The sequence below is a fragment of the Streptomyces sp. NPDC048473 genome, from assembly GCF_043200155.1.
Lineage (GTDB): Bacteria > Actinomycetota > Actinomycetes > Streptomycetales > Streptomycetaceae > Streptomyces.
Genome location: NZ_JBICXE010000003.1, coordinates 100,676 through 125,804, shown reverse-complemented (window position 1 = coordinate 125,804; position 25,129 = coordinate 100,676). Strand labels below are relative to the sequence as shown.

The window sequence follows — 25,129 nt, the reverse complement described above, 5'->3', positions numbered from 1 at the left end:
GCACGGATATCCAGAAAATAACTTCCGGTCAAGGGCCCGGACCGTTTTGAGTCTGTCCTGCGCCGACGGGGCCCGGGCGGCGTAAGCGGGTCAGCTCAGCCCCACCGCGGCCCCGTGCGCCTGGAGCGCCGACACCGCCGCAGTGATCGCGGGCCGCCGGGCCGCCTCCGTACGCCACAGCGCGTACAGCCGACGCACCGGTACGGGATCGAGCGGCACCGCCACCACCCCTGCCGGCAGCGGCCCCCGCCCCAGCCGCGGGATCATCGCGACCCCGAGACCGGCGGCGAGCAGGGCCAGTTGGGTGTGGTTCTCCTCCGCCTGGTGCCGGATGTCGGGCTCGTAACCCGCCGCGCGCAGTGTCCGTACGAGCCAGTCGTGGCAGACCGTCCCCGGCGGCTGGCAGATCCACCGCTCCTGCGCCAGCTCCGCGCGCCGCACCGCGTTCCGCCCGGCGAGCCGATGGCCCTCGGGCACCAGCAGATCGCACCGGTCGTCACCGATCACCGCCTGTGCCACCCCCTCCGGGGCGGGCAGCGGGGCGATGTCCCAGTCGTGCGCGACCGCCAGATCGATCACACCCTTGGCCACCAGGTCGACCGAGAGATGCGGATCGACCTCGGTCAGCCGGACGTCCAGGGCCGGATGGTCCCGGTCCAGCTCCGCCAGTACGCCGGGCAGCAGTCCGCGCGCCGCGGACGCGAACGCGCCGATCGACAGCCGGCCCGTCGGCAGCCCCCTGCGCTCCTCCAGCGTCGTCTCCGCGCGCTCCACGATCGCCAGCAACTGCTGGGCGGTGGCGGCCAGATGGAGCGCCTCCTCGGTCAGCGCGACACCGCGCCCGCGGCGTTCGAGGAGCGTCGTGCGGGTCTCCCGTTCCAGCTTGGTGATCTGCTGCGAGACCGCCGACGGGGTGTAGCCGAGCGCGGCGGCGGCGCCCGCGACGGAGCCATGGACGGAGATGGCGTGCAGTGCGCGCAGCCGGGACAGATCGAGCACCGGAACCTCCCGGATCTCGGTGATTCATTAGGTGATTCGTTAGCAACGCTCAATTTCACCATGAAGAAATCCGCGCTGGTGCTACATGGTCGGTGCGGGCGATCCTCGGTGCATGCGTCCCCTCCACATCGCCCTGGCCGCCCTGGTGGCCGCCGTCTGGGGTGTCAATTTCGTCGTCATCGAGGTCGGCCTCGGGCACTTCCCGCCGCTGCTCTTCTCCGCCCTGCGCTTCCTGGTCGCCGCGCTGCCCGCGGTCTTCTTCGTCGGCCGGCCCAAGGTCGCGTGGAAGTGGATCGTGGGTGTCGGGCTCGCCCTCGGAGTGGCGAAGTTCGGACTGCTCTTCATCGGCATGGACCGCGGTATGCCCGCAGGTCTCTCCTCCCTCGTGCTCCAGGTCCAGGCGGTCTTCACGGCCCTCTTCGCGGCGCTCGCTCTGGGCGAACGGCCAGGAAAGGCAAGGGTGTCGGGGATGGGAGTGGCCCTCGCGGGCATTGGGGTGGCCGCGGTCGACGAGGGCGCGAGCGGGCCCGTACTCGCCTTCGTCCTGGTGATCGCGGCGGCGGCCTGCTGGGGCGTGTCCAACGTGCTGACCCGCAAGGCCGCGCCGCCCGACTCCCTCAACTTCATGGTGTGGGTCTCGACCGTGCCCGTGCTCCCGCTGCTCGGCCTCTCCCTCCTCTTCGAGGGCTGGGACCGCGACGCCGACGCGCTGGCCGCGCTCGACTGGAGCGGCGTCGGCATCATCGTGTACGTCGCCTGGATCACGACGGTCTTCGGCTTCGGGGCGTGGGGCTTCCTGCTGCGTCACTACCCGGCGTCGTCCGTGGCGCCGTTCACCCTGCTCGTCCCGGTCTTCGGGATGTCGTCGGCCGCGCTGCTGCTGGGCGAGTCGGTGAGCCCGCTGCGGTGGTGCGCGGCGGCGCTGCTGGTCGGCGGGGTGGCGCTGACGTCTCTGGCGGGGGCGCGCCGGGTCCGCGCTGCGGCACCGGAAACCCCGGAGCCGCAGCCGGTGCGGGCCTGAACGGTGTGACTACTGCTTGGGCGCGCCGAGCCGCAGCAGATGCTCCCGCCCGGCGGCCAGCATCCCCGGCAGCTCCGCCGCCCCCGGGTGCCACCGCTTCTCGTACTCCCAGCAGACCCAGCTGTCCGGGTCCAGCGTGTCCAGACAGGCCCCCAGCGGCAGCACCCCGGCGCCCAGCGCCAACGGCTCCCTGTCCTCTGCCGACGCGATGTCCTTCACCTGAACGTAGCCCAGGTGCGGGGCCAGCACCGCATGGCTCGCGGCCGGTTCCTCGCCCGCCAGCCAGGTGTGCATGATGTCCCACAGCGCACCGATCTGCCCGTGCCCGACCGTCCCGACGACCCGGGCCGCATCGGCGCCCGCCCGGTGCGAGTCATGGGTTTCGAGCAGGATGCGTACGCCCATGTCGGCGGCGTGCGGAGCGGCGGCGGCCAGCCGGCGCGCGGCCGTCGCGTCGGCCACGGCGGGGTCCTGGTCGCCGCCGCCCGGGAAGACCCGGACGTTCTTCGCACCCAGGTCGTGCGCCAGCTCCACCAGCCCGGCGAGCTCGTCCAGCGCGGCCCGGTCGTCCCCCTCGGCCGCGACCCGGACATACCCGGCGACCGTCAGGATCTCGACGCCACCCTTCTTGAACGCCTCGACGACATCGGCCCGTTCGAGCGCCGAAATGCCCGGGTGCACCGGCTCCTCGGGGTGGGCGCGCAGCTCCACCCCCTGGTAGCCGTGGTCGACGGCGAGCCGGACGACGTCGGCGATCGGCATCCCCGGCACTCCGAGGGTCGAGAAAGCGAGCTTCACGTGCGTGTTCCTTCCATCGGTACGTGCCACCGCGCCGTACGCACCGGACAGCGGCCAGCACATCATCGGCCCGGGGTGTGACATACCGGTACCCCCGGCCCGGGGGTACAACCTCAGCCCACCCGCGGCGGCGCCGTCGACCCCCGCACCATCAGCTCCGCCGCGATCGTCGCGATGCCCCCCGGCGGCGGCGCCTCCTTGCCCATCGCCAGCCGGCCCGCCCGCGCGCCCGCCTCGAACAGCGGCAGCCGTACGGTCGTCAGCGCCGGGACCGCGTCCACCGAGAACGGCAGATCGTCGAAGCCCGCCACCGAGATGTCCTCGGGGATACGCAGACCGCGGTCCCGGATCGCCGCACTCGCGCCCAGCGCCACCGTGTCGTTGGCGGCGACGACGGCCGTCACCTCCGGTTCGCGGCGCAGGAGTTCGAGGGTGGCGTCGTAGCCGGAGCGGCGGTCGTAGGGGCCGTGGACGGTGAGGCGCTCCTCGTCGCCGACGAGGCCCGCCGCCCTCATCGCGTCGCGGTGGCCCTCCAGACGGTGGCGGGTCGTCGTCCGCTCCAACGGGCCCGCGACGTACCCGATCCGCCGGTGGCCGAGCGAGAGCAGATGCTCGGTGAGGCGACGCCCCCCGCCCCGGTTGTCGAAGGCCAGCGCGGCGACGATCGCCTCGCTGTCCGGCAGCGGGGGCCGCCCGCACAGCACCACCCGCGTACCCGCGTCCGCGAGCTTCGTCAGCTTGGCGGACATCGCTGCCTGGTGCGCCGGGTCCTCCACGGCGCCTCCGGTCAGGACGACCGCCGCGGCTCGCTGGCGCTGGAGCAGGGTGAGATAGGTGAGTTCGCGCTCGGGGGAGCCGCCGGTGTTGCAGACGACGGCGAGCTTCTCGCCGCCCGCCCGGCCCGAACCGTCCCCGGGCCCGCCGATCTCGGTCTGCGCCGCCCCCGCCATGATCCCGAAGAACGGGTCGGCGATGTCGTTGACCAGGATGCCGACCAGGTCGGACGTGGCCGCCGCCAGTGAACTCGCGGGCCCGTTGAGCACATAGTCCAGGTCGTCCACCGCGCGCAGCACCCGCTCCCGGGTGGATGCGGCCACCGGGTAGTTGCCGTTCAACACGCGGGAGACGGTGGCCGGGGACACCCGGGCGCGGGCGGCCACATCCGCCAGGGTGACTGTCATCGCTTTCCTCCGAGGAGTGACGAGGAGTGAGAGGAGTAGGACCGACCGGCAGCGCGCCCCCTCTTGTCCGGGCCGCTGTCGGCAGGCTAGCGTCATCACCGATAGAAAGCGCTTGCTACGACTGTATGGAGGAACTTTCGTGACACGCAGGACAGTGCGCATCGCCATGAACGGCGTCACGGGTCGCATGGGATACCGGCAGCACCTGGTGCGCTCGATCCTCGCGATCCGCGAGCAGGGCGGCCTCGCTCTCGGCAACGGCGACGTGCTGTGGCCCGAGCCCGTTCTGGTCGGCCGCCGCGCCCATGCGCTGGAGGAACTCGCCGCACAGCACGGTCTGACCGAGTGGTCGACCGACCTCGACGCGGTCCTCGCGGACGACACCATCGACATCTACTTCGACGCCCAGGTCACGTCGGCCCGCGTCGAGGCGATCAAGAAGGCGATCGCCGCGGGCAAGCACATCTACACCGAGAAGCCCACCGCCACGGACGTCGAGGGCGCCCTGGAGCTGGCCCGCCTGGCCCGTGACGCCGGAATCAAGCACGGTGTCGTCCAGGACAAGATCTTCCTGCCGGGTCTGCTGAAGCTGAAGCGCCTCATCGACGGCGGCTTCTTCGGCGAGATCCTTTCCGTACGCGGCGAGTTCGGCTACTGGGTCTTCGAGGGCGACTGGCAGGAGGCCCAGCGCCCGTCGTGGAACTACCGCGCCGAGGACGGCGGCGGCATCGTCGTCGACATGTTCCCGCACTGGGAGTACGTGCTCCACGAGCTGTTCGGCCGGGTCTCCACCGTCCAGGCGCACGTCCAGACGCACATCCCGCAGCGCTGGGACGAGCAGGGGAAGCCGTACGCCGCCACCGCGGACGACGCCGCATACGGCATCTTCCAGCTGGAGAGCGGCGCCGTCGCGCAGATCAACTCCTCCTGGACGGTCCGCGTCAACCGCGACGAGCTCGTTGAGTTCCAGGTCGACGGAACCCACGGCTCCGCCGTCGCCGGACTCCGCAACTGCCGTGTCCAGCACCGCTCGGCCACCCCCAAGCCGGTCTGGAACCCGGACCTCCCGGTCACCGAGTCGTTCCGCGACCAGTGGCAGGAAGTCCCCGACAACGCCGTCTTCGACAACGGCTTCAAGGCCCAGTGGGAGCTCTTCCTGCGCCACATCGTGCTCGACGAGCCGTACACCTGGGACCTGATGGCCGGCGCCCGCGGTGTGCAGCTCGCCGAGCTGGGCCTGAAGTCCTGTGCCGACGGCCGCCGCTTCGACGTACCGGAGCTGACGCTGTGACGATCCACCTCCCGCAGGGCCCCTACGAACCCCGCACCACCCCGCTCGACCTCGCCCCCGGCGGCGCACCCCTCGCCTCCCGTACGGTCTTCTCCGCCGCCCATGTCGTCGCCGACCCGTACGCCGACATCAGCCCCGACTCACCGGCCGCCGTCGACTGGGACGCCACCCTCGCCTTCCGCCGCCATCTCTGGTCGCACGGTCTCGGCGTCGCCGAGGCGATGGACACCGCCCAGCGCGGCATGGGGCTGGACTGGGCGGGCGCCGCCGAGCTGATCCGCCGCTCCGCCGCCGAGGCGAAGGCGGTCGGCGGCCGCATCGCCTGCGGCGTCGGTACCGACCAACTCACCGGCCCCGCCTCCCTCTCCGAGGTGCGGTCCGCGTACGAGGAGCAGCTCACCCTCGTCGAGGAGAGCGGCGCCCAGGCCATCCTGATGGCCTCCCGCGCGCTCGCCGCCGCCGCAAAGGGGCCCGAGGACTACCTGGAGACGTACGCGCACCTCCTGCGCCAGGCCTCGGAACCGGTCGTCCTGCACTGGCTCGGCCCGATGTTCGACCCGGCGCTGGAGGGCTACTGGGGTTCGACGGACCTCGACGCCGCCACCGACACCTTCCTGAAGGTCATCGCCGAGCACCCGGACAAGGTCGACGGCATCAAGATCTCGCTCCTGGACGCCGAGCGCGAGATCGACGTACGCCGCCGCCTTCCCAGCGGAGTCCGCTGCTACACCGGCGACGACTTCAACTACCCCGAGCTGATCGCGGGCGACGACCGGGGCTTCAGCCACGCCCTGCTCGGCATCTTCGACCCGCTGGGCCCGCTGGCCGCACACGCGGTACGGGTCCTCGACACGGGTGACGCGAAGGGCTTCCGGGACCTCCTCGACCCCACGGTCGAACTGTCCCGCCACCTCTTCCGGGCGCCCACCCGCTTCTACAAGACGGGCGTGGTCCTCCTCGCCTGGCTGGCCGGCCACCAGGACCACTTCACCATGGTCGGCGGCCTGCAGTCCGCCCGCTCGCTGCCGCATCTGGCGAAGGCGTACGAACTCGCGGACCGGCTGGGCCTGTTCCCCGACCCGGAGCTGGCCGAATCCCGGATGCGCGCCCTGCTCGCGGTCAACGGAGGCACACGATGAGCGACGGCCGTCTCTCCATCAACCAGGAGACCATCAAGCAGTGGTCGCTGCCCGAGCTCGCCGAGGGCTGCGTCAAGGCAGGCATCGACAAGGTCGGCCTGTGGCGGGCCCCCGTTCAGGAATACGGCATCGAGCGCACCGCCCGACTGCTCGCCGACTGCGGCCTTTCCGTCACCAGCCTCTGCCGGGGCGGCTTCTTCACCGCACTCGACCCGGCGGAACGGGCCCGCGCCCTGGACGACAACCGTGCCGCGCTCGACGAGGCGGCGGCCCTGTCCACCGACACCCTGGTCCTCGTCTCCGGCGGCCTCCCGGCGGGCAGCAAGGACCTGCACGGCGCCCGCGAACGCATCGCGGACGCCCTGGGCGAACTCGCCCCGTACGCGGCCGAGCGCGGTGTACGTCTGGCGATCGAACCGCTGCACCCGATGTTCGCCTCGGACCGCTGCGTCGTCTCCACGCTCTCCCAGGCACTGGACATCGCGGAACGCTTCCCGGCCGAGCAGGTCGGGGTGGTCGTCGACACGTACCACATCTGGTGGGACGACCAGGCGGCCGCGCAGATCGCCCGGGCGGGCGCGGGCGGCCGTATCCACTCCTTCCAACTTGCGGACTGGATCACCCCGCTTCCGGCGGGCGTCCTGGTCGGCCGGGGGCAATTGGGCGACGGGGCCGTGGACTTCCGCGCGTTCCGTTCGCTGGTCGAGGCCACCGGCTTCGACGGCCCCATCGAGGTGGAGATCTTCAACGAGAACCTCTGGGCCCGGGACGGCGCCGAAGTCCTCGCGGAGGTCGCGTCCCGGTACGCCGAACACGCCTGCTGAGAAGGCATTTTGCCGCCAGGGTAAAGAGATCGCCAAGACGTGCAACCGTTCGGCACCCTGCCGGGTCATATCTGGCGTCGGTCGCTTCCGGGGAGGGATCCGGGGGGATCGGGAAGCACCGACGGAGGGGGAAAGCGAGGGGGGTCCGGTCTTCTGACCGGGCCCCGTTTCGCATGGTCGGGACCGTCACAAAGAGTTGAGCTCCCTGCTCAGTGACCGGCCGCCAGCTCCCGCAGCGAATCGAGGTCCGTTCGGTCCGGAGCCACCGCCGCATCGACGTGCCCGGACCCGTTTTCGTCCGGCAGGTCGGCCAGCCGACTCAGGGCCTCGGACGGTGCGAGGCCGCGATCGTACGCAGAGCGCAGCCGTTCCAACCATAGGAGCCCGGCTTTGTAGCCTTCCTCGTCGGCGGCGTCCAGCGGTTCGAAACTTGCCGCGTTCTCCGCGTAAAAGCGGCACACCTTCCCGCGCGATGAGGACGGACACCCGCTGCTTCTGGATCCGGCGATCCAGGACCCGTTGGAGCACCTTCACTCGATTCTGGGCGCAGGACGATACGAAGCGTTGAGTCCTCAAGGAATCGACAGCATTGATGTGTTCGGGCTCAATCGAGGCTCACTGCTCAAGGGACGCCTCTATGCGTACCGAACCGCGGGCCTCTTCCTCATTCAGTGGTGGATTGCCATGCACAGGGGACAGCACGACAAGGCGCGGGACGTGGTCCGCATCGCCTGGGACCGCCCGCTGGTGGATGTACTGGCCGCGATGTTCCACCAGTCCGTCCTCCCGGTCGCCGAGAGCCTTTTCGACGGCGAGGACGACGTGCTGGGCCTGCTATGCGATCCGACCGTGCGTGAAGGGTTTCTCGGGGGTGCGTGACAATGCCTCGCATCCGTTCGCCCAGGTCGATCGGTTGCGAGGCATGGAACGCGTCAGACCGTGATGCGGTTGCCCTTGACCGCAGCGATGAACGACGACCACCCGTCGGCGGAGAAGACGAGTGCGGGGCCGCTCGGGGTCTTGCTGTCGCGTACGGGGACGGTGTCGTAGCCGTCGGCGACCTCAAGGCACTCGCCGTTGGAGCCTCCGCTGTAGCTGGACTTGCGCCACCCGGTCAGCGCCCTGCCGTCAACGATGGTGGGCTCAGTGCTGTGCATGCTCGTGCTCCTCCGCGATGGCTCTGACGAGGGCCACTGACTCCTGATGCGGGGCCGCGTCGCCCAAGGCGAGAGTGTAGGACGTGTGACACGCCTCGACCAGCGCCGGATCGTCCATCAGATGTCCAGTGCGAAGACCCTCGACGTACGAGATCGGAGCGGCATCCGCGAAGTTCAGCAGGTAGACCATGCTTTCCAGGAGTGCGTGTGCTCCTGATGCGAAAGTCAGCACGTGCAGGCGCAGGCGACCGGACTCGGCCATGTCTGCCACCTTGTGCAGCTGTTGCGCCATGACGTGTGGCCCGCCGATGCGGCGCCTGAGCGCGGCTTCGTCGAGCAGTGTCCAGGCAACCGGAGTCGATGACTTGGTGAGCAGCCGGCCGCGCTCCAAGCGGTTGACAACGAACTCGTCAAGTTCTTCCGCGCGGAAGTTGGGGTGATATGCCTGGAACACGGCACGGGCGTATGCGTCCGTCTGGAGCAGGCCGGGGATGAGAGACGCGGCGTACTGGCGGATCTCCGTAGCCTCACGCTCCAACTCGGCGACTGCCGCGAAGTACTGGGCGAACTTCGAGTCCAAGTCATCCAGCCAGCGGACGAAGAAGCCGTCAGTCCGCAACGCGATGTCGAGGCGGTGCGCGTCATCCGGCTTCGGCAGCCGCCGCCCCGCCTCGTAATGACTGATCAGCGTCGGCGAGCACACCACCTGATCACCCAGGGCCTCCTGAGTCAGGCCCGCAGCCGTCCGCCGCAGCCTCAGCTCCTCCCCGTACTTCTCCCTCGGCGTACGCGGCTTCCGGTTCATCGCCATCCAGCCTCAACTCCCTTGCCTGACCGGCGGGCTGTCAAGCCCGAACCTCTGGAGCGTAGCCACGCCTGAACCCATTCTGTGATGAGTTCGCCACAGAACGCATCCGTTCGTGGGTAAGTCAGAAGGAGAGCACGCCGACATGAAGGATCTCGTCCGCCGGTTCACCGAGTCGCTGGTGCGGCTGGTGCGTCCGGCACCCGCCACCGTCCATCCATACTCCTGCGTATACGTGGCCGGTCCCACCGCCCGCCGTACCGGTGAGCGTCCGCCGCGCGGGGAGGACAGCCCGCTGGTCCGTCCGTATCTCGAAGTGCACGAGCGGCGGATGGCCGAGGCGCGGCGTCGGCGGCGCACGTTGTGGATCGCCGTGCGCGGTGTGGACATCAGGCCCCAGCCCCTTCGCCGAGCCGAGGTCGCCGCGTGAACGGGGAGCAGGGCGAACGCCACACGTTCAGGTTGCTGCCCTGGACAGGGGCGGAGGGCAAGCCGAGTTACGTCCTGGGGGACGGCACCGGCTATGTGTCACGGATGGCCGACGGTATCGAGAGCGTCCAACTCGGCATGGCGGACGACCTGCTCGGCCACGCCGCCGACCTTCTGGCGGACCGACGGGTCACGGGCCCGGAGCTCCACTTCCTCGCCAGCCGGCTGAGCGAGTCGTTGCAGGAGGTCAAGCGGGTCGCGGAGAGCCGGGGTTCGCGACAGGACGCGAGTGCGTCCGTTCTGGACAGCGACCGGCCAGCGCATCGAGAACCGGACATCGACAACCGGTGAGTCGGCCAACCGCTTGACGAGCTCCCGGGCTGTCACCAAACCTGTTCACGCAGCTCAGCGAACATGTGACAGTACGGGGGCTTACGGAGGGCCATTCCCGGGCCGCGCACCAGCCAGTTCGAGGCGTTCACCACGAACATCGCCTACGCCCGCAAGATGGTCGATGCCGGCCGTCCCCGAAGGTGTGCTTGAGCGCATCACCTACGCCAACGAGGAGAACGGGTACACCGTCGCCCGCGCCGACACCGGGCACGGCGGCGTCGCGGACAGGGGCGGTGGCGTAGCCACGGGTGGCTTCGAGGCATTCGCTGTCAGCGGAAGAGGTCGAGGAACCCGTTCACCCAGATCGCAACGAACACGATCGCCAAGAGCGCGCAGCCCACGGCCGCCAGGGACCGGCGGAACGACCCGGCCTCCGGCGCGTCACCCCGTACCTCGGCGAGGGTGTCCCAGGTGACCGGATGGCCGAGGGCCTCGGAGGCGGCGGTCCGCACGGTTGCCAACTGCTCCTCGACGAAGGGGGAGCCGGCCGCCGATTCCGGGCCTTGCCAGGCCAGGGTGCGCATCCGGCGCACCGGGTCGCTGTACCTCTTCTCGAACGCGGCGACCTCTTCCGGGAGCCTGTCCTCTTCGAGGTACGTCCAACGGCCGGCCTCGGCAGGGTCGCCGTACATCCGGTAGATCTCGGCCAGGCGTCGGCGCAGAGCCGGGTAGTGCGGGTAGGACGAGACCAGTCCGCGCAGTCGTTGGCGGGCCATGGGCACACGTCCCGCGGCGAGGTCCGCGTCCACGCGCTCCAGCGTCTCCTTCAGTGCCATGTGCACATCATCAGGCGTGCCCGCGGATGTGTGTGAGTGAATTATTTCAAGGTGCCCGGAGACCGGCCGGTTGTAGCTTCTGTGCATGGTCGGAAGTGCGCTCGATGCGGCCGAGGGTGGTCCGACAACGTGGGCGCACATGCGTAGGGGAGGTCGGTGCGGTGTTGGGGCTGTTGGGCTTCTACGACGAGTTCAATGACGCGGGGGTGCGGCCGAACGGCCGGCTGCGTGACGCCGTGCGTCCTGCCGGCGAGGCCGACGAGGGCGAGATCGTGGCCTATTTGGATGCTGGTCATGTGCTGCTGGACGTGATGGAAGCCGGGCGGGACGTCCTCACCGGGCTTCCGCACCGCTATTCCGCAGGGTGCTCGTCGCTGGTCACGGACGGGTCCTGGCTGTGGCGGCAGGACTTCTCGCATTACCTCGCGACGCATCACGTTGCCCTGCCCGAAACGTTCCTGGCCCACGTCCGCGACTCCGATTACCGCATGCCCGCGCTGGTGTGCGCCGACTTCGCGTCGCACTATGACGAGACCATGCCGGTCGTCGGCTGGTCAGCCGCGACTCCGTGGCCGTTGACGAAGGACGTCATCCAGCCCGAACCCCGCCGTGTGTGAGCGCGGCGGCAGCCCCGGTGATCACTGCCGCTGTCGGACCCTCGTGCCAGGGTGTCGTCCATGAGTACTCCCGAGCGCGCCATGCCGCCCCTGGACGCCGACGAGCGGACCTCGCTGACGAGTTGGCTGGACTTCTACCGCACCACCCTTGCCCGGAAGTGCGAGGGACTCGACGACGAGCGGTTGCGTGAGGCATCCGTGGAGCCCTCGCCGATCAGCCTGCTCGGCCTCGTCCAGCACATGGCGGAGGTCGAGCGGAACTGGTTTTGTCGGGTCCTGGTCCAGGAGGACGCGCCGCCGATCTTCACCCCCGACGCCGACCCGTCGGCGAGCGACGGCGGGTTCGATCTCGCCGAGGGCGCCGGTTACGACACGGCGCTGTCGATATGGCAGTCCGAGGTGGAGCGGGCCAGGGCGAACTGCGCCGCCCGGTCACTCGACGACACCAGCCCGTTCATGGGCGGGCAGGTCACCCTGCGTTGGATCTACACGCACATGATCGGTGAGTACGCCCGCCACTGCGGGCACGCCGACCTCATCCGCGAGCGCATCGACGGCCGGACGGGGGTCTGAGAGCCGACGATCGTGCGAGGGGGCCGGGCCGGGGTTGTCAGTGTGAGCCGATAGCGTCGGTCCATGTCCAACATGGCCGTCCTCGAAGGGGTCCTGGAGCGGATCACCTACGCCAACGAGGAGAACGGGTACACGGTCGCGCGCGTCGACACCGGGCGCGGTGCCAACGATCTGCTCACCGTGGTCGGTTCGCTGCTCGGTGCGCAGCCCGGTGAATCGCTGCGCATGGAGGGGCGCTGGAGCTCGCACTCCCAGTACGGCAAGCAGTTCACCGTCGAGAACTACACGACGATCCTCCCCGCCACCATCCAGGGCATCCGCCGGTACCTCGGCTCCGGCCTGATCAAGGGCATCGGCCCGGTGATGGCGGACAGGATCACCACGCACTTCGGGGTCGACACCCTCGACATCATCGAGCAGCAGCCGAAGCGGCTGGTCGAGGTGCCCGGTCTCGGGCCGAAGCGGACGAAGATGATCGCCGCGGCCTGGGAGGAGCAGAAGGCGATCAAGGAGGTGATGGTCTTCCTCCAGGGGGTCGGGGTCTCCACCTCCATCGCCGTCCGTATCTACAAGAAGTACGAGGACGCGTCGATCTCCGTCGTGAAGAACCAGCCCTACCGGCTGGCCGCCGACGTCTGGGGCATCGGCTTCCTCACCGCCGACAAGATCGCCCAGGCCGTCGGCATCCCGCACGACAGCCCGGAGCGGGTGAAGGCCGGGCTGCAGTACGCGCTGTCGCAATCCACCGACCAGGGCCACTGCTTCCTCCCCGAGGAGCGGCTGATCGCCGACGGGGTGAAGCTGCTCCAGGTCGATACGGGACTGGTCATCGAGTGCCTCGCCGAACTGGCCGAGGACCCGGAAGGCGTCGTACGGGAGAAGGTGCCCTCGCCCGAGGGCGGCGAGCCGGTCACCGCCGTCTACCTGGTGCCCTTCCACCGGGCCGAGGTCGCGCTCGCCGCGCAGGTGCAGCGGCTGCTGCGGACACCGGAGGAACGGATGCCGGCCTTCGCCGACGTGGACTGGGGCAAGGCGTTGATCTGGCTCGCGGGCCGTACGGGGGCGAAGCTGGCTCCCGAACAGGAGGCCGCGGTCCGGCTCGCGCTCAGCCGTAAGGTCGCCGTCCTGACCGGTGGGCCCGGCTGCGGGAAGTCGTTCACTGTACGGTCCATCGTGGAGCTGGCGCGTGCCAAGAAGGCCAAGGTGGTGCTGGCCGCGCCCACAGGGAGGGCGGCCAAGCGGCTTTCCGAGCTGACGGGGGCCGAGGCGTCCACCGTGCACCGGCTGCTCGAACTGAAGCCGGGGGGCGATGCCGCGTACGACCGGGACCGTCCGCTGGACGCCGATCTCGTCGTCGTCGACGAGGCATCGATGCTGGATCTGCTGCTCGCCAACAAGCTACTGAAGGCGGTGGCACCCGGTGCCCATCTGCTGCTCGTCGGGGATGTCGACCAGCTGCCGTCGGTCGGCGCGGGGGAGGTGCTGCGCGACCTGCTCGCCGACAGCGGCCCCGTTCCGGCGGTCCGGCTGACCACGATCTTCCGCCAGGCCCAGCAGTCCGGAGTCGTCACCAACGCGCACCGGATCAACTCCGGCGTACCGCCCCTCACCCAGGGCCTCAAGGACTTCTTCCTCTTCGTGGAGGACGAGACGGAGGACGCGGGCGTGCTCGCGGTGGACGTCGCCGCCCGCCGTATTCCGGCCAAATTCGGGCTCGACGCGCGGCGTGACGTACAGGTCCTGGCCCCGATGCACCGCGGCCCGGCCGGTGCGGGCACGCTCAACGGACTCCTCCAGCAGGCCATCACCCCGGCCCGGCCCGACGTGCCCGAGAAGCGGTTCGGCGGCCGGGTCTTCCGGGTCGGCGACAAGGTCACCCAGATCCGCAACAACTACGACAAGGGGGAGAACGGCGTCTTCAACGGCACGGTCGGCGTCGTCACCGCCCTCGACCTGGATGAGCAGAAGCTGACCGTCCTCACGGACGAGGACGAGGAGATTCCGTACGACTTCGACGAGCTGGACGAGCTGGCCCACGCGTACGCCATGACGATCCACCGCTCCCAGGGCAGCGAGTACCCGGCCGTCGTCATCCCCGTCACCAAGAGCGCCTGGATGATGCTCCAGCGGAACCTGCTGTACACCGCCGTGACCAGGGCGAAGAAGCTCGTCGTGCTGGTCGGCTCGCGGCAGGCGATCGGCCAGGCGGTCCGCACAGTTTCCGCAGGCAGACGCTGTACGGCGCTGGATTACCGGCTGTCGGGGGGTCCGGGCGGAGGATCCGCGGAAAAAATGATCGATCAAATCGGTGGGAAACATCACGGAGGTCTTCCGGAACCGGTGTCAAGGGGGCAGGATGAGTAAGTTCGCGGCACTGAGTGCCGCGAGTAGGTCCAATGGACGACCCCGAGTGCACTCTCCTGAGCCAAATGGGGGAGGGTGGAGACAGTCAGGGAACCTCGAAGAAGAGGCACTACGTCGGTGAGGGATGACGTGAGCGACAACTCTGTAGTACTGCGGTACGGCGATGGCGAGTACACCTACCCGGTGATCGACAGCACCGTCGGCGACAAGGGCTTCGACATCGGGAAGCTCCGGGCCAATACGGGCCTGGTCACGCTGGACAGCGGATACGGCAACACCGCAGCGTATAAATCCGCCATCACCTATCTCGATGGTGAGAAGGGCATCCTGCGCTACCGCGGCTACCCGATCGAGCAGCTCGCCGAGCGCTCGACGTTCCTCGAGGTCGCGTACACGCTCATCAACGGTGAGCTTCCCAAGGTCGACGAGCTGTCGACCTTCAAGAACGAGATCACCCAGCACACGCTGCTGCACGAAGACGTCAAGCGGTTCTTCGACGGCTTCCCGCGCGACGCCCACCCGATGGCCATGCTGTCCTCGGTCGTCAGCGCGCTGTCCACGTTCTACCAGGACAGCCACAACCCGTTCGACGAGGAGCAGCGCCACCTCTCGACGATCCGGCTGCTGGCCAAGCTGCCGACGATCGCGGCGTACGCGTACAAGAAGTCGATCGGCCACCCCTTCGTCTACCCGCGCAACGACCTCGGGTACGTCGAGAACTTCCTGCGCATGACCTTCTCGGTCCCCGCCCAGGAGTACGAACTGGACCCGGTCGTCGTCTCCGCGCTCGACAAGCTGCTCATCCTGCACGCGGACCACGAGCAGAACTGTTCGACCTCCACCGTGCGTCTGGTCGGCTCCTCGCAGGCGAACATGTTCGCCTCGATCTCCGCCGGTATCTCGGCGCTGTGGGGCCCGCTGCACGGTGGCGCCAACCAGTCGGTGCTGGAGATGCTGGAAGGCATCCAGGCCAACGGCGGCGATGTCGACTCCTTCATCCGCAAGGTGAAGAACAAGGAGGACGGCGTCCGCCTGATGGGCTTCGGCCACCGGGTGTACAAGTCCTTCGACCCGCGCGCCAAGATTATTAAGGCCGCGGCCCACGACGTGCTGTCGTCGCTCGGCAAGTCCGACGAGCTGCTCGACATCGCGCTCAAGCTGGAGGAGCACGCGCTCTCCGACGACTACTTCGTCTCGCGCAACCTCTACCCCAACGTGGACTTCTACACGGGTCTGATCTACCGGGCCATGGGCTTCCCGAGCGAGATGTTCACCGTGCTCTTCGCGATCGGCCGGCTCCCCGGCTGGATCGCCCAGTGGCACGAGATGATCAAGGAGCCGGGTTCCCGCATCGGCCGCCCGCGCCAGATCTACACCGGCGAGGTCCTGCGCGACTTCGTCCCGGTCGAGGGCCGCTGAGCCCCGTACCGCCCCTGCACCACCCCGGCCGCCGAGGCCGGTCGTCTTCGCCCCGAGTACCGCGCTTTCGCACAGAGCGCGGTGTCCGGGGCGATTTGCGTGCTCGGCTCTTCATCGCCGACCCCCGCCGGGCAGACAGCGAGAAGCGCCCCGCCATCGATCCCCCCACGGGCCGACAGCGAGGCGCTTCCCATATCCCGGAGCGGATTCCCCCCACGGGATCCGGCCGGGCGTCTGCGGGAGCCGAAGCTCCTGGGCGCTCCTCACCTACTGCGAGCTGCGCTCTTCACTTGTACTTCCAGTGCGGTCTGCCGGGGTACGTACGCACGGGAGGGCCGCTCAAAGCTCCCCGGTGCACGTGCCCCGGCCAACGCTTGCCCGAAGCATCCCCCAAGACACTTCGACGGACGTCCCCCAAGACATCCTTGGCATCGCACTCTTAGACTCGCGAACCCACCGGATGGTTACCCTGAAACCGGTGTGATCTAAATCTCTTTGTGGAAGTTACGTGAAGGAGCGCAACCGCAGGCTGTTCGTCACGACGAAGACCGATGAGAACGCCATCGCCGCTCCCGCAATCATAGGGTTGAGCAGGCCAAATGCCGCAAGGGGCAGGACGGCGACGTTATAACCGAATGCCCAGAGGAGATTGCCCTTGATGGTGGCCAGGGTGCGCCGGGAGAGCCGGATGGCGTCGGCCGCCACCTTGAGATCTCCACGAACGAGGGTGAGATCGCTCGCCTCGATCGCGGCGTCCGTACCGGTCCCCATCGCCAGGCCGAGATCGGCGGTGGCGAGTGCGGCCGCGTCGTTGACCCCGTCGCCGACCATGGCGACGGAGCGCCCCTGGGCCCGGAGCCGCTCGATGACGTGGACCTTCTCCTCGGGCAGGACCTCGGCGTGGACCTCGTCGATCCCGACCGCGTGGGCCACGGCGTCCGCCACGGCCCGGTTGTCGCCGGTCAGCAGAACGGGATGGAGGCCGAGCGCGCGCAGCTCGGCGACGGCTGCCGCGCTGGACTCCTTGACCGCGTCGGCGACGGCGAGGACGCCGCGCGCCTGCCCGTCCCAGGCGACCGTGATTGCTGTACGGCCCCGGGCCGCCGCGTCCGCCACGGCGCGGGACAGGGCCTCGGGGACGTCGATGCCCGCGTCGGCGAGCAATTGCGGGCGGCCGACCAGTACCTGGTGCCCGTCGACCGTGCCGCGTACGCCGAGGCCCGCGATGTTGGCGAAGTCCTCGGGGACGGGCAGGGGGCCGCCGATGCGTTCAGCGGCTCCGGCGGCGACGGCCTGGGCGATGGGGTGCTCGGAGGAGTGCTCCAGCGCGCCGGCCAGCCGCAGAAGCCGGGTCTCGTCGGTGCCGGGTGCGGGGTGGATGCCCTGGAGCGTCATCCGGCCGGTGGTGACCGTGCCGGTCTTGTCGAGGACGATCGTGTCGACGCGACGGGTGGTCTCCAGGACCTCGGGGCCCTTGATCAGGATGCCGAGCTGGGCGCCGCGCCCCGTACCGACCATGAGGGCGGTCGGAGTGGCGAGGCCCAGGGCGCAGGGGCAGGCGATGATCAGTACGGCGACGGCGGCGGTGAACGCGGCGGTCACGTCGCCCGTGACGAGCAGCCACACGATCAGGGTGGCCACCGCGAGCACCAGCACCACGGGGACGAAGACCGCGGAGATCCGGTCGGCGAGGCGCTGCACCTCGGCCTTGCCGTTCTGGGCGTCCTCGACGAGCTTCGCCATCCGGGCCAGCTGGGTGTCGGCGCCGACCCGGGTCGCTTCGACGACAAGCCGGCCGGAGACGTTCACGGTGGCCCCGGTGACGGAGTCGCCCACGCCCGCATCGACGGGGACGGACTCGCCGGTGAGCATGGAGGCGTCCACGGCGGACGCGCCCTCGACCACGGTGCCGTCGGTGGCGATCTTCTCGCCTGGGCGGACGACGAAGCGGTCGCCGACGGTGAGCCGGCCGACGGGGATACGTACCTCCGTGCCGCCCCGGAGGACGGAGACGTCCTTCGCACCCAGGTGCATCAGCGCGCGCAGGGCGGAACCGGCCTTCCGCTTGGACTTCGCTTCCAGATGGCGGCCCAGCAGGATGAAGGTGACGACGCCGGCCGCGACCTCCAGATAGATGGTGGACGAACCATCGGCCCGCGAGACCGTGAAGTCGAAGCCGTGCCGCATCCCGGTCATGCCCGCGTCGCCGAAGAACAGCGCCCACAGGGACCAGCCGAAGGCGGCGAGGGTGCCGACCGAGACCAGGGTGTCCATGGTGGCCGCGCCGTGCCGGAGATTGGTCCAGGTGGCGCGGTGGAAGGGCAGTCCGCCCCAGACGACGACGGGGGCGGCGAGGGTGAGGGAGAGCCACTGCCAGTTGTCGAACTGGAGGGCGGGGACCATCGCGAGCACGACGACGGGGGCGGCGAGGACGGCCGAGACGATCAGACGCTGACGCAGCGAGGCGAGGGCGTCGGCGGCCTTCCGCTCGGCGGGGTCGTCGGCGTAGATGCCGGATTCGGCGCCGGATTCGGCCACGGCGCCGGATTCGGCCACGGTGCCGGATTCGGCGCCGGCGCCGCTCTCGGCCTTGGCACCGGTCTCGGCCTCAGGGGCAGCTTCGGTGCCGGCTTCGGTGCCGGTCGGGATTTCGGTCGGGCTTTCGGCGGCTTGCTCGGCGCGGACTCGGGCGCTTTGCGGGCCGCCGCTCGCGGGGGTGTCTGCGGGCGTGACCCGTGCGGCGGACGGTGCCGGGGCGGGCGGGGTCGGTTCAGGGCGGCGTACCGACTGCGCCGTATAGCCGGTCTTCTCGACCGTGGCGATCAGATCCGCGAGGTCGGTTCCCGGACCGAAGGCAACACGGGCCTTCTCGGTCGCGTAGTTGACGGTGGCGGTGACGCCGTCCATCCGGTTGAGCTTCTTCTCGACGCGGGCCGCGCAGGAGGCGCAGGTCATCCCGCCGATCGTGAGTTCGGCCCGCGAACTCTCCGCTGCCGGGGTCGCGGCCTCTGTTGCGCTGTGCATGTCCGAACTCCTGAAACGCCGACCGGGCCGTACCCCACCAGTATCTGCTGGTCGGTCCGGCCCGGCGGCAAAGGGGGTGATACGGGTGTATCCGGCGTATCGGGTGTGCCCCGATGGCGTTCAGGCCCGGCCGGCGAGCTCGTAGCCGGCCTCGTCGACCGCGGCGCGCACGACGTCCTCGGCCAGCGGGGCCCGGGAGACGACGGTCACCTGGCCGGTGGAGGCGACGGCCTTCACCGAGGTGACACCATCGATGCCGGAGATCTCCTCGGAGACGGCGCCTTCGCAGTGTCCGCAGGTCATGCCGGACACCTGGTAGACGGTGGTCACCCCGTCCGCCGGGGCGCCGGAGTCCGCACCGTCGTGGCAGGAGCCGCTGGGCGAGCAGCAGGAGCCGGTGGCCTGGGGGAGCTGGGTCTCGGCGGTCATGGTGTTCTCCTCTTCGACGAGCGCAAGGGTGTGGTGCCGGGAATCCCGGGAGACCCGGTGTGCCCCAACACTCATCACACTATACCCCTAGGGGGTATGAATGCGACCGCCCCGCTGTCCGCGCGCGCTCCGCGCCGGCGGCTGCAGGCAGGCCGGTGCGACGAGCCGGATCGATGCAGTGCATCGAGTCCCAGGGTGAGTGCAGCACGGCGACGCCGAGGTATGTGGCGATCGCGGGCGCGGCGAAGCGGAAACGCCCGTTCGGCCTCCGGAAGGAGAACGGGACGCCATCGGCGATCACCGTCCGGAGGCCGTGCCCGAACGGTGCGAGCACCTCGGTCTCCAGTAGGGCGCGCAGAGTGGCCTGTGGGGTTATGGGGCATTCGGGGGAGTGGAGAGCAGGGCGGTGCCGACCAGTGGCTCCAGGTAACGGAACAACACGGTCTTCAACTCCCTGGCGTACGCGTCCCGCTCGTCGCCCTCGTGAGCCATGATCAGGGCGAGCCCGCCCTTGAAGAGGATGAAGATCATGTTGGCGATACGGGTGATTTGGGCGGGCGGGGTGTCCGGCAGGTAGCCGCCGAGGATCGTTTCTACGCGGTCGAGCATGGTCATGTGCAGCGCGTCGTGCCCCTGGGTGATCATTCCGGGGAGCTCGGAACCGTGCATCAGGACCGTGAAGGCCGGATTCTCACAGTTGAAGGCGATCAGCGGGTCGAGGACGGCATCCAGCATCCGGTCCAGCGGGAGCGTCAGATGGTCCGGAAGGAATGCGGCGCCGTACGTCTCCCGCCAGCGGTTCAGGAGTTGGTCGCCGAGCTCGACGGCGATGGCCTCCTTGTTGGGGAAGAACTGGTAGAGCGTGCCCGGTGAGACGCCGGCCTCGCGGGCGATGGCGTTGGTGCTCGCCGCGGTGTAGCCGGTTGTGCAGAAGACGCTGGCAGCCGCTTTGAGGAGCTGCGCGATACGGGCTTCGCCGCGGGCCTGGCGGCGGCGGGGGCGGGTGGCGCCGGCGGCTGCTTCGGGGCGTGCGCTGCCGACGTTGCCTGCACCTCCTGTGCTGTCGGCGTTGCCCGCGCTACGGGGGCTGTCGGTGCTGCCTGCGCTGCGAGCGCTTCCCGCTTTGTCGGTGCTGCCTGTGCCGCCGGCGATGCCGCCCGTGCCTCCGGTGCCGCTCGTGCCTGACCGGTCCGCGGCGTCCCCCGTGCCCCTGGCGCCTTCGGTGCCCTTCGCTCCGACCTCCGACACGGTCAATCCCCAGCTTTCATGACGCGGTTGACAAACGCGAGTGGTCGCTCGCATTCTTGATGAAACGCGAGCGATGACTCGTGTTTGCCAGTGTAATTGGCAACGACTGATCCATGCTGCCTTGTGCCGCCGCTTTGCGTGGCCGCCTCGCGCTGCTGGATCTGGGGGGAAGGGGACACCGCACCATGCCTGAAGTCAACAGTCCGGAGCGTCTGGGGGGCTGGACCCGCTTCGTCACTGCGCGGCCACGGCTCGCGTTGCTTGCGGCCCTGGTGATCACGGCGCTCGCCGTGTTCGCGGGCAGCGGGGTGGCCGACCGGATGGGCAGCGGCGGCTGGGAGGCCCCGGGCGCCGAATCGACCTATACGACCAAGACGCTGGAGCGTGAGTTCCCCGCGTCCCAGCCGAATCTGCTGCTGCTCGTGGACAGCGGCAGCGCATCGGTCGACGATCCCGCGGTGGCCGCCGAGGCGGCCCGGCTGACCGAGCGGCTGGCCGGCGAGAAGGACATCACGGGCGTCGGCTCGTACTGGCAGAGCAAGTCACCCGCACTCCGCGCCGAGGACGGGCGGGAGGCGTTGATCGCCGCCCGGATCGAGGGCGACGACAAGGCGATGGGCGAGGTCCTGGACCGGATAACCCCTGCATACCGGGGTGCGCACGGCCCGGTGGAGGTATCGGTCGGCGGGCCGGTCGCCGTGCGGCACGAGATGCAGACGATCATCCAGGAGGACCTGCTGCGGGCCGAGATGATCGCCTTGCCGGTGACACTCGTGCTGCTGGTCATGGTCTTCGGCAGCGCGATCGCCGCCCTGCTGCCGCTCGGCGTGGGCATCGTCGCGATCCTGGGGACCAACGCCGCGCTTCGTGGCATCACCGAATTCACCGATGTCTCGGTCTTCGCTCAGAACCTCACCACAGCTCTCGGCCTCGGACTCGCCATCGACTACGCGTTGTTCATCGTGCGCCGGTTCAGAGAGGAGCTCGCGGCCGGGGCGGACACCCGGGCGGCTGTGGGGGCGACGCTGCGCACCGCGGGTCGCACGGTGCTGTTCTCCGCGCTGACCGTTGCGGTTTCGCTCGCCGCGATGCTTGTCTTCCCGCAGTACTTCCTGCGCTCGTTCGCCTACGCGGGGATCGCCGTGGTGCTGCTGGCGGCCGCCGCCGCACTGATCCTGCTCCCGGCCGCGCTGATGCTGCTCGGGCCGCGGGTCAACTCCCTGGATCTGCGCCGCCTGCTGCGACGCGGGGGCGGGCGCCCGGGTGGGAGTGCCGAGCCGTTCGCGTCCGCCGCGGTCGAATCCGCCAGCGGGTGGGGTCGGTTCGCGACCCTCGTGATGCGTCGGGCGCCGGTCTTCGCCGTTGTCACCGCCGTGGGTCTCGTCCTGCTCGGGCTGCCGTTCCTCGGGGTGAAGTTCGGTACGGCGGACGACCGCCAGCTGCCCGCGACCGCCGAATCGCATGTCGTCCAGCAGCACATCCGGGACGGCTTCCCCGGCAGCCCGGGCGGAGGCCTCGAAGTGCTCGCGAAGGGTGCGGCGACGCCGGCCCAGTACGCCGAATACCGCAAAAGGATCACCGGGCTTCCCGGTGTGCTGCGGGTCGACGGGCCGGTCACGGAAGGGCGGTTCGCCTACTTCAGCGTGCTGCCCGCCGGCGAGTCCGTGGGGGAGGAGTCCCAACGGCTCGTCCGGGACCTCCGGGCCGAGCCCGCCCCCTTTGACACCTCGGTGACGGGCACGGCAGCCGTCCTGGTCGACTCCAAGCACGCCATCGCGGACCGGCTGCCCTGGGCGGTGGGCATCATCGTCGTGGTGACACTGCTCCTGGTCTTCCTGCTCACCGGAAGCGTGCTGATCCCTCTCCAGGCGGTCGCACTCAACGCGCTCAGTCTCACCGCGATGTTCGGAGCGGTCGTCTGGGTCTTCCAGGACGGGCATCTGTCCGGACTGCTCTCCTTCACCAGCACCGGGGACATAGAGACGACACTGCCGGTACTGATGTTCTGCGTCGCCTTCGGACTCTCCATGGACTACGGGGTGTTCCTGCTCTCCCGGATCAAGGAGGAGTACGACCGCACCGGGGACCACGAGCGATCGGTGACCTTCGGGCTGCGGCACACCGGCGGGCTGATCACCGCGGCAGCCGTGATCCTGGCGGTGGTGATGGTCGCCATCGGTACGTCACGGGTGGCCAACACCAAGATGCTGGGCCTCGGTATCGCCCTGGCCGTGCTGATGGACGCCATGGTGGTGCGCAGCCTGCTGGTTCCTTCCGTGATGAAGCTGATGGGCAAGGTCACCTGGTGGGCGCCCGCCCCACTGCGGGCCTTCCACCGGAGATTCGGCCTGAGCGAAGGGGAGTCCGCGCCGGTGCCGGCCGAGGAGATATCGATGGACGCCCCGGAGCGGGACAAGATCACCAGCGGAGCGTAGATTCGGGCGCCCGGACGACGGGCGCGGAGCGCATCACGGCGTGGACCGAACACCGGCGTGGACCGAACACCGGCGTCGACTGAACAACGGCGCGGAGCGGACAACGGCGTGGACCGGACGACGGCGTGGACCGGACAACGGGGCTGAACGAAGGGCTGGGCCGATGCGAGCAGTGGTGTTCGAGGAGTTCGGGCAGGACGCCCGGGTGCGGGAGGTGCCGGACCCGAGCCCCTCCGGCCAGGGTGTCGTGGTCCGCGTCGAGGCCACCGGGCTGTGCCGCAGCGACTGGCACGGCTGGATGGGCCACGACCCGGACATCGCCCTGCCTCATGTGCCCGGTCATGAACTCGCCGGTGTGGTCGAGGCAGTGGGGAGCGGTGTCGTCAACTGGCGGCCCGGCGACCGGGTCACCGTGCCCTTTGTCTGCGCGTGCGGCCACTGCCCCGCCTGCACGGCCGGGGCCCAGCAGGTCTGCGAGCGGCAGACCCAGCCCGGCTTCACCCACTGGGGCTCGTTCGCCGAGTACGTGGCGCTGGAGCAGGGCGACGTCAATCTGGTTTCCGTGCCCGAGGGGCTGTCCTTCGCCACGGCGGCCGGTCTGGGGTGCAGGTTCGCTACGGCGTTCCGGGCGGTCGTGGCTCAGGGACGGGTGGCGCCGGGGGAGTGGGTCGCGGTGCACGGCTGCGGAGGGGTCGGGCTGTCGGCCGTCATGATCGCGGTGGCTTGTGGGGCCAGGGTCGTCGCGGTCGACGTCTCGGCGGCCGCTCTCGAACTGGCGCGGGCGTTCGGTGCGGTGGAGTGCGTGGACGCGTCCGCGTACCCGGGCGGGGCGGACGAGCCGGTACGCGAACTGACAGGCGGCGGGGCCCATCTGTCGCTCGACGCGCTGGGTTCCCCGGTCACCTGCGCCGCCTCCGTGCGGAGCCTGCGCCGACAGGGCCGCCATGTACAGGTCGGGCTGCTCCCCACGGCGGCCGGTGACCCCGTCGTGCCCATGGCCCGAGTGATCGGTCTGGAGCTGGAGATCCTGGGCAGCCACGGCATGGCCGCGCACGCGTACCCGCCGATGATGGACATGGTCCTGGCCGGCACTCTGCGCCCCGACCTGCTGGTGACCTCCACCATCGGCCTGGACGCGGCCCCGGCGGCGCTCGCCGCGATGGGAACGGTGCCCGGAGCAGGGGTGACGATCATCGAACCGTCGAGGGGCGGTGCGTACGCCCCGGCGAAGAAGTGAAGCCCCGCACGGCGGCGGGAGGGGTTCGCTCGCCGTACGGGGCCGGAGGTGTCAGTCCCTGCGTCCTCTGTTGCCGGGTCTTGAGGCGACCCAGGCACGGATGGTGTCCGCGTACCAGTAGGGCTTGCCGCTCTCCACATGGTCGGGTGACGGGAGGAGGCCGTGCTTGCGGTAGGAGCGGACGGTGTCCGGCTGCACCCGGATGTGCGCGGCAATGTCCTTGTAGGACCAGAGTCTTCTGTCCGTCATAGATGACACCTCTCTGCACCACAGCGGCAGCCGGGAAGGCCGTCGGGGGAGCTACGGCGCGGACGCTGACGATCACTCAGCCTGTGCTCGGTGCAACGACAGGGAGTGAGTTCCGGGGAGGGGCTGTCGAGCGCCTGTGACGGAAGACCCACGTAATGGAGACATGCGTGACGAGGGGGTGATCTCTGTGACAGAAGGCACGCATGGTGCCCAAGGGCGTTACGGGGGAGGGGGCCGGTGCGCGGAGTTACACCGGCGGATAGGGGAGAGGCGTCGTGCGGGTCGGTCCCGCGTGCCAGAGCGCCGACCAGGTGGCCGGGGTGACCAGGCCGTCCGGCACGAGCGGCGGGTGGTCCGCCTGGAAGCGCTGTACGGCGAGGAGGGTCTGTGGCCCGAACGTTCCGTCGAGCGCGGACCACGGCAGATAGTGGCGGTTGGCCAGCATGCACTGCACCTGGGAGACCCGCTCGCCCTCCTCGCCGTACACGGTCAGCCCGTTGCCGTCGTAGAAGGCGCAGACCGGGCTGGAGCCTGGCGGTGGCGGCGGGTTGTGCTCGTCGGCCGAGGCGCCCGGGGCCGCGGCGAGGGCGGCGGCCACGGCGACCGCGGCCAGGGCCGAGGCCCCGGCCGTCCTGCGGGACGACAGCATCTTCCGGATCATGTCGAGTTGCTCCTTGCGCGGTGGTGGTGCGTGCGGTGGCGGTGCGCGGCCGGGGCCGCG

The 25,129-nt window shown here is 69.8% G+C and carries 24 protein-coding genes; 13 read left to right on the top strand and 11 right to left on the bottom strand.

What is annotated here, in order from left to right; genetic code table 11:
• Positions 1-90: 90 nt before the first annotated feature.
• The gene (locus ACGFU7_RS06945) at positions 91-999 is read right to left on the bottom strand and encodes a LysR substrate-binding domain-containing protein (RefSeq protein WP_393693088.1); all 909 of its coding nucleotides are present in this window, start codon (positions 997-999) and stop codon (positions 91-93) included.
• A 112-nt stretch (positions 1,000-1,111) separates the two neighbouring features.
• On the opposite strand from ACGFU7_RS06945, the gene ACGFU7_RS06940 reads away from it, so the two are divergent.
• Entirely contained in the window at positions 1,112-2,020 is a 909-nt protein-coding gene (locus ACGFU7_RS06940; RefSeq protein WP_393693086.1) for an EamA family transporter, read from the top strand.
• A gap of 9 nt (positions 2,021-2,029) precedes the next feature.
• On the opposite strand, the gene ACGFU7_RS06935 is transcribed toward ACGFU7_RS06940, so the two are convergent.
• Together ACGFU7_RS06935 and ACGFU7_RS06930 are read right to left on the bottom strand one after the other, a co-directional pair.
• Entirely contained in the window at positions 2,030-2,818 is a 789-nt protein-coding gene (locus ACGFU7_RS06935) for a sugar phosphate isomerase/epimerase family protein (RefSeq protein ID WP_393693084.1), read from the bottom strand.
• A gap of 113 nt (positions 2,819-2,931) precedes the next feature.
• Positions 2,932-3,999 (bottom strand): LacI family DNA-binding transcriptional regulator, encoded by a 1,068-nt coding sequence (locus ACGFU7_RS06930; RefSeq protein WP_393693082.1) that lies wholly within the window; start codon positions 3,997-3,999, stop codon positions 2,932-2,934.
• Positions 4,000-4,138: 139 nt separating this feature from the next.
• Here ACGFU7_RS06930 and ACGFU7_RS06925 point away from each other — a divergent pair, with 139 nt between their 5' ends.
• The 4 genes from ACGFU7_RS06925 (at position 4,139) to ACGFU7_RS06910 (ending at position 8,132) form a co-directional block, all read left to right on the top strand.
• On the top strand, positions 4,139-5,290 hold the full coding sequence (locus ACGFU7_RS06925; RefSeq protein ID WP_393693080.1) for a Gfo/Idh/MocA family protein: 1,152 nt from the start codon (positions 4,139-4,141) through the stop codon (positions 5,288-5,290).
• Positions 5,287-6,429 carry a dihydrodipicolinate synthase family protein gene (locus ACGFU7_RS06920; RefSeq protein ID WP_393693079.1) on the top strand — a complete coding sequence of 381 codons (1,143 nt, stop codon included), beginning with the start codon at positions 5,287-5,289 and terminating at the stop codon, positions 6,427-6,429. The genes ACGFU7_RS06925 and ACGFU7_RS06920 overlap by 4 nt, the downstream gene beginning before the upstream one ends.
• Positions 6,426-7,253 (top strand): sugar phosphate isomerase/epimerase family protein, encoded by an 828-nt coding sequence (locus ACGFU7_RS06915; RefSeq protein ID WP_393693077.1) that lies wholly within the window; start codon positions 6,426-6,428, stop codon positions 7,251-7,253. Before ACGFU7_RS06920 ends, ACGFU7_RS06915 begins: the two co-directional genes overlap by 4 nt.
• A 519-nt stretch (positions 7,254-7,772) precedes the next feature.
• Entirely contained in the window at positions 7,773-8,132 is a 360-nt protein-coding gene (locus ACGFU7_RS06910) for a hypothetical protein (RefSeq protein ID WP_393693075.1), read from the top strand.
• Between the two features lie 53 nt (positions 8,133-8,185).
• On the opposite strand, the gene ACGFU7_RS06905 is transcribed toward ACGFU7_RS06910, so the two are convergent.
• Positions 8,186-8,410 carry a DUF397 domain-containing protein gene (locus tag ACGFU7_RS06905; protein WP_393693073.1) on the bottom strand — a complete coding sequence of 75 codons (225 nt, stop codon included), beginning with the start codon at positions 8,408-8,410 and terminating at the stop codon, positions 8,186-8,188.
• Positions 8,397-9,221: a helix-turn-helix domain-containing protein gene (locus tag ACGFU7_RS06900; protein WP_393693071.1), complete on the bottom strand. Its 825-nt coding sequence runs from the start codon at positions 9,219-9,221 to the stop codon at positions 8,397-8,399. Before ACGFU7_RS06900 ends, ACGFU7_RS06905 begins: the two co-directional genes overlap by 14 nt.
• 139 nt (positions 9,222-9,360) lie before the next feature.
• On the opposite strand from ACGFU7_RS06900, the gene ACGFU7_RS06895 reads away from it, so the two are divergent.
• Together ACGFU7_RS06895 and ACGFU7_RS06890 are read left to right on the top strand one after the other, a co-directional pair.
• A complete protein-coding gene (locus ACGFU7_RS06895) occupies positions 9,361-9,645 on the top strand; it encodes a hypothetical protein (RefSeq protein ID WP_393693070.1) in 285 nt (94 codons plus the stop codon).
• Positions 9,642-9,995, top strand: a complete 354-nt coding sequence (locus ACGFU7_RS06890) for a hypothetical protein (RefSeq protein WP_393693068.1) — start codon at positions 9,642-9,644, stop codon at positions 9,993-9,995. Before ACGFU7_RS06895 ends, ACGFU7_RS06890 begins: the two co-directional genes overlap by 4 nt.
• A 311-nt stretch (positions 9,996-10,306) precedes the next feature.
• Here ACGFU7_RS06890 and ACGFU7_RS06885 read toward each other — a convergent pair whose 3' ends face one another.
• Positions 10,307-10,813 (bottom strand): DUF6584 family protein, encoded by a 507-nt coding sequence (locus tag ACGFU7_RS06885; RefSeq protein WP_393693066.1) that lies wholly within the window; start codon positions 10,811-10,813, stop codon positions 10,307-10,309.
• Between the two features lie 173 nt (positions 10,814-10,986).
• Here ACGFU7_RS06885 and ACGFU7_RS06880 point away from each other — a divergent pair, with 173 nt between their 5' ends.
• From ACGFU7_RS06880 to ACGFU7_RS06865, 4 genes are all read left to right on the top strand, one after another.
• The gene (locus ACGFU7_RS06880; protein ID WP_393693064.1) at positions 10,987-11,430 is read left to right on the top strand and encodes a hypothetical protein; all 444 of its coding nucleotides are present in this window, start codon (positions 10,987-10,989) and stop codon (positions 11,428-11,430) included.
• Positions 11,431-11,490: 60 nt separating this feature from the next.
• Positions 11,491-12,003, top strand: coding sequence for a DinB family protein (locus ACGFU7_RS06875; protein ID WP_393693062.1), 513 nt, complete (start codon positions 11,491-11,493; stop codon positions 12,001-12,003).
• Between the two features lie 63 nt (positions 12,004-12,066).
• Positions 12,067-14,367 carry an ATP-dependent RecD-like DNA helicase gene (locus ACGFU7_RS06870; protein WP_393693061.1) on the top strand — a complete coding sequence of 767 codons (2,301 nt, stop codon included), beginning with the start codon at positions 12,067-12,069 and terminating at the stop codon, positions 14,365-14,367.
• Between the two features lie 129 nt (positions 14,368-14,496).
• Complete coding sequence (locus ACGFU7_RS06865) at positions 14,497-15,786, top strand: citrate synthase (RefSeq protein WP_393693059.1); 1,290 nt, start codon at positions 14,497-14,499, stop codon at positions 15,784-15,786.
• Between the two features lie 504 nt (positions 15,787-16,290).
• On the opposite strand, the gene ACGFU7_RS06860 is transcribed toward ACGFU7_RS06865, so the two are convergent.
• The 3 genes from ACGFU7_RS06860 to ACGFU7_RS06850 all read right to left on the bottom strand — a co-directional run bounded on the left by ACGFU7_RS06860 (position 16,291) and on the right by ACGFU7_RS06850 (position 20,391).
• On the bottom strand, positions 16,291-18,810 hold the full coding sequence (locus ACGFU7_RS06860) for a heavy metal translocating P-type ATPase (RefSeq protein ID WP_393693057.1): 2,520 nt from the start codon (positions 18,808-18,810) through the stop codon (positions 16,291-16,293).
• Positions 18,811-18,930: 120 nt separating this feature from the next.
• Positions 18,931-19,239 carry a heavy-metal-associated domain-containing protein gene (locus tag ACGFU7_RS06855; protein ID WP_393693055.1) on the bottom strand — a complete coding sequence of 103 codons (309 nt, stop codon included), beginning with the start codon at positions 19,237-19,239 and terminating at the stop codon, positions 18,931-18,933.
• A gap of 372 nt (positions 19,240-19,611) precedes the next feature.
• Entirely contained in the window at positions 19,612-20,391 is a 780-nt protein-coding gene (locus ACGFU7_RS06850; RefSeq protein WP_393693558.1) for a TetR family transcriptional regulator, read from the bottom strand.
• Between the two features lie 281 nt (positions 20,392-20,672).
• Here ACGFU7_RS06850 and ACGFU7_RS06845 point away from each other — a divergent pair, with 281 nt between their 5' ends.
• Together ACGFU7_RS06845 and ACGFU7_RS06840 are read left to right on the top strand one after the other, a co-directional pair.
• Positions 20,673-22,922, top strand: coding sequence for an MMPL family transporter (locus tag ACGFU7_RS06845; RefSeq protein ID WP_393693053.1), 2,250 nt, complete (start codon positions 20,673-20,675; stop codon positions 22,920-22,922).
• A 163-nt stretch (positions 22,923-23,085) separates the two neighbouring features.
• Positions 23,086-24,159, top strand: coding sequence for a zinc-dependent alcohol dehydrogenase family protein (locus ACGFU7_RS06840; protein WP_393693051.1), 1,074 nt, complete (start codon positions 23,086-23,088; stop codon positions 24,157-24,159).
• Between the two features lie 51 nt (positions 24,160-24,210).
• Here the strand turns inward: ACGFU7_RS06840 and ACGFU7_RS06835 are convergent, their stop codons facing one another.
• Positions 24,211-24,408 carry an AlpA family transcriptional regulator gene (locus tag ACGFU7_RS06835; protein WP_093898674.1) on the bottom strand — a complete coding sequence of 66 codons (198 nt, stop codon included), beginning with the start codon at positions 24,406-24,408 and terminating at the stop codon, positions 24,211-24,213.
• A 247-nt stretch (positions 24,409-24,655) separates the two neighbouring features.
• The gene (locus ACGFU7_RS06830) at positions 24,656-25,069 is read right to left on the bottom strand and encodes a peptidoglycan-binding protein (protein ID WP_393693050.1); all 414 of its coding nucleotides are present in this window, start codon (positions 25,067-25,069) and stop codon (positions 24,656-24,658) included.
• Positions 25,070-25,129 lie beyond the last annotated feature (60 nt).

What these genes read in the sequence shown, in the direction of transcription:
- ACGFU7_RS06860 (WP_393693057.1), bottom strand. Translation starts at nt 18,810, where the DNA reads ATGCACAGCGCAACAGAGGCCGCGACCCCGGCAGCGGAGAGTTCGCGG.
- ACGFU7_RS06845 (WP_393693053.1), top strand. Translation starts at nt 20,673, where the DNA reads ATGCCTGAAGTCAACAGTCCGGAGCGTCTGGGGGGCTGGACCCGCTTC.
- ACGFU7_RS06840 (WP_393693051.1), top strand. Translation starts at nt 23,086, where the DNA reads ATGCGAGCAGTGGTGTTCGAGGAGTTCGGGCAGGACGCCCGGGTGCGG.
- ACGFU7_RS06885 (WP_393693066.1), bottom strand. Translation starts at nt 10,813, where the DNA reads ATGGCACTGAAGGAGACGCTGGAGCGCGTGGACGCGGACCTCGCCGCG.
- ACGFU7_RS06835 (WP_093898674.1), bottom strand. Translation starts at nt 24,408, where the DNA reads ATGACGGACAGAAGACTCTGGTCCTACAAGGACATTGCCGCGCACATC.
- ACGFU7_RS06905 (WP_393693073.1), bottom strand. Translation starts at nt 8,410, where the DNA reads ATGCACAGCACTGAGCCCACCATCGTTGACGGCAGGGCGCTGACCGGG.
- ACGFU7_RS06870 (WP_393693061.1), top strand. Translation starts at nt 12,067, where the DNA reads ATGTCCAACATGGCCGTCCTCGAAGGGGTCCTGGAGCGGATCACCTAC.
- ACGFU7_RS06930 (WP_393693082.1), bottom strand. Translation starts at nt 3,999, where the DNA reads ATGACAGTCACCCTGGCGGATGTGGCCGCCCGCGCCCGGGTGTCCCCG.
- ACGFU7_RS06875 (WP_393693062.1), top strand. Translation starts at nt 11,491, where the DNA reads ATGAGTACTCCCGAGCGCGCCATGCCGCCCCTGGACGCCGACGAGCGG.
- ACGFU7_RS06900 (WP_393693071.1), bottom strand. Translation starts at nt 9,221, where the DNA reads ATGGCGATGAACCGGAAGCCGCGTACGCCGAGGGAGAAGTACGGGGAG.
- ACGFU7_RS06895 (WP_393693070.1), top strand. Translation starts at nt 9,361, where the DNA reads ATGAAGGATCTCGTCCGCCGGTTCACCGAGTCGCTGGTGCGGCTGGTG.
- ACGFU7_RS06940 (WP_393693086.1), top strand. Translation starts at nt 1,112, where the DNA reads ATGCGTCCCCTCCACATCGCCCTGGCCGCCCTGGTGGCCGCCGTCTGG.
- ACGFU7_RS06830 (WP_393693050.1), bottom strand. Translation starts at nt 25,069, where the DNA reads ATGATCCGGAAGATGCTGTCGTCCCGCAGGACGGCCGGGGCCTCGGCC.
- ACGFU7_RS06915 (WP_393693077.1), top strand. Translation starts at nt 6,426, where the DNA reads ATGAGCGACGGCCGTCTCTCCATCAACCAGGAGACCATCAAGCAGTGG.
- ACGFU7_RS06855 (WP_393693055.1), bottom strand. Translation starts at nt 19,239, where the DNA reads ATGACCGCCGAGACCCAGCTCCCCCAGGCCACCGGCTCCTGCTGCTCG.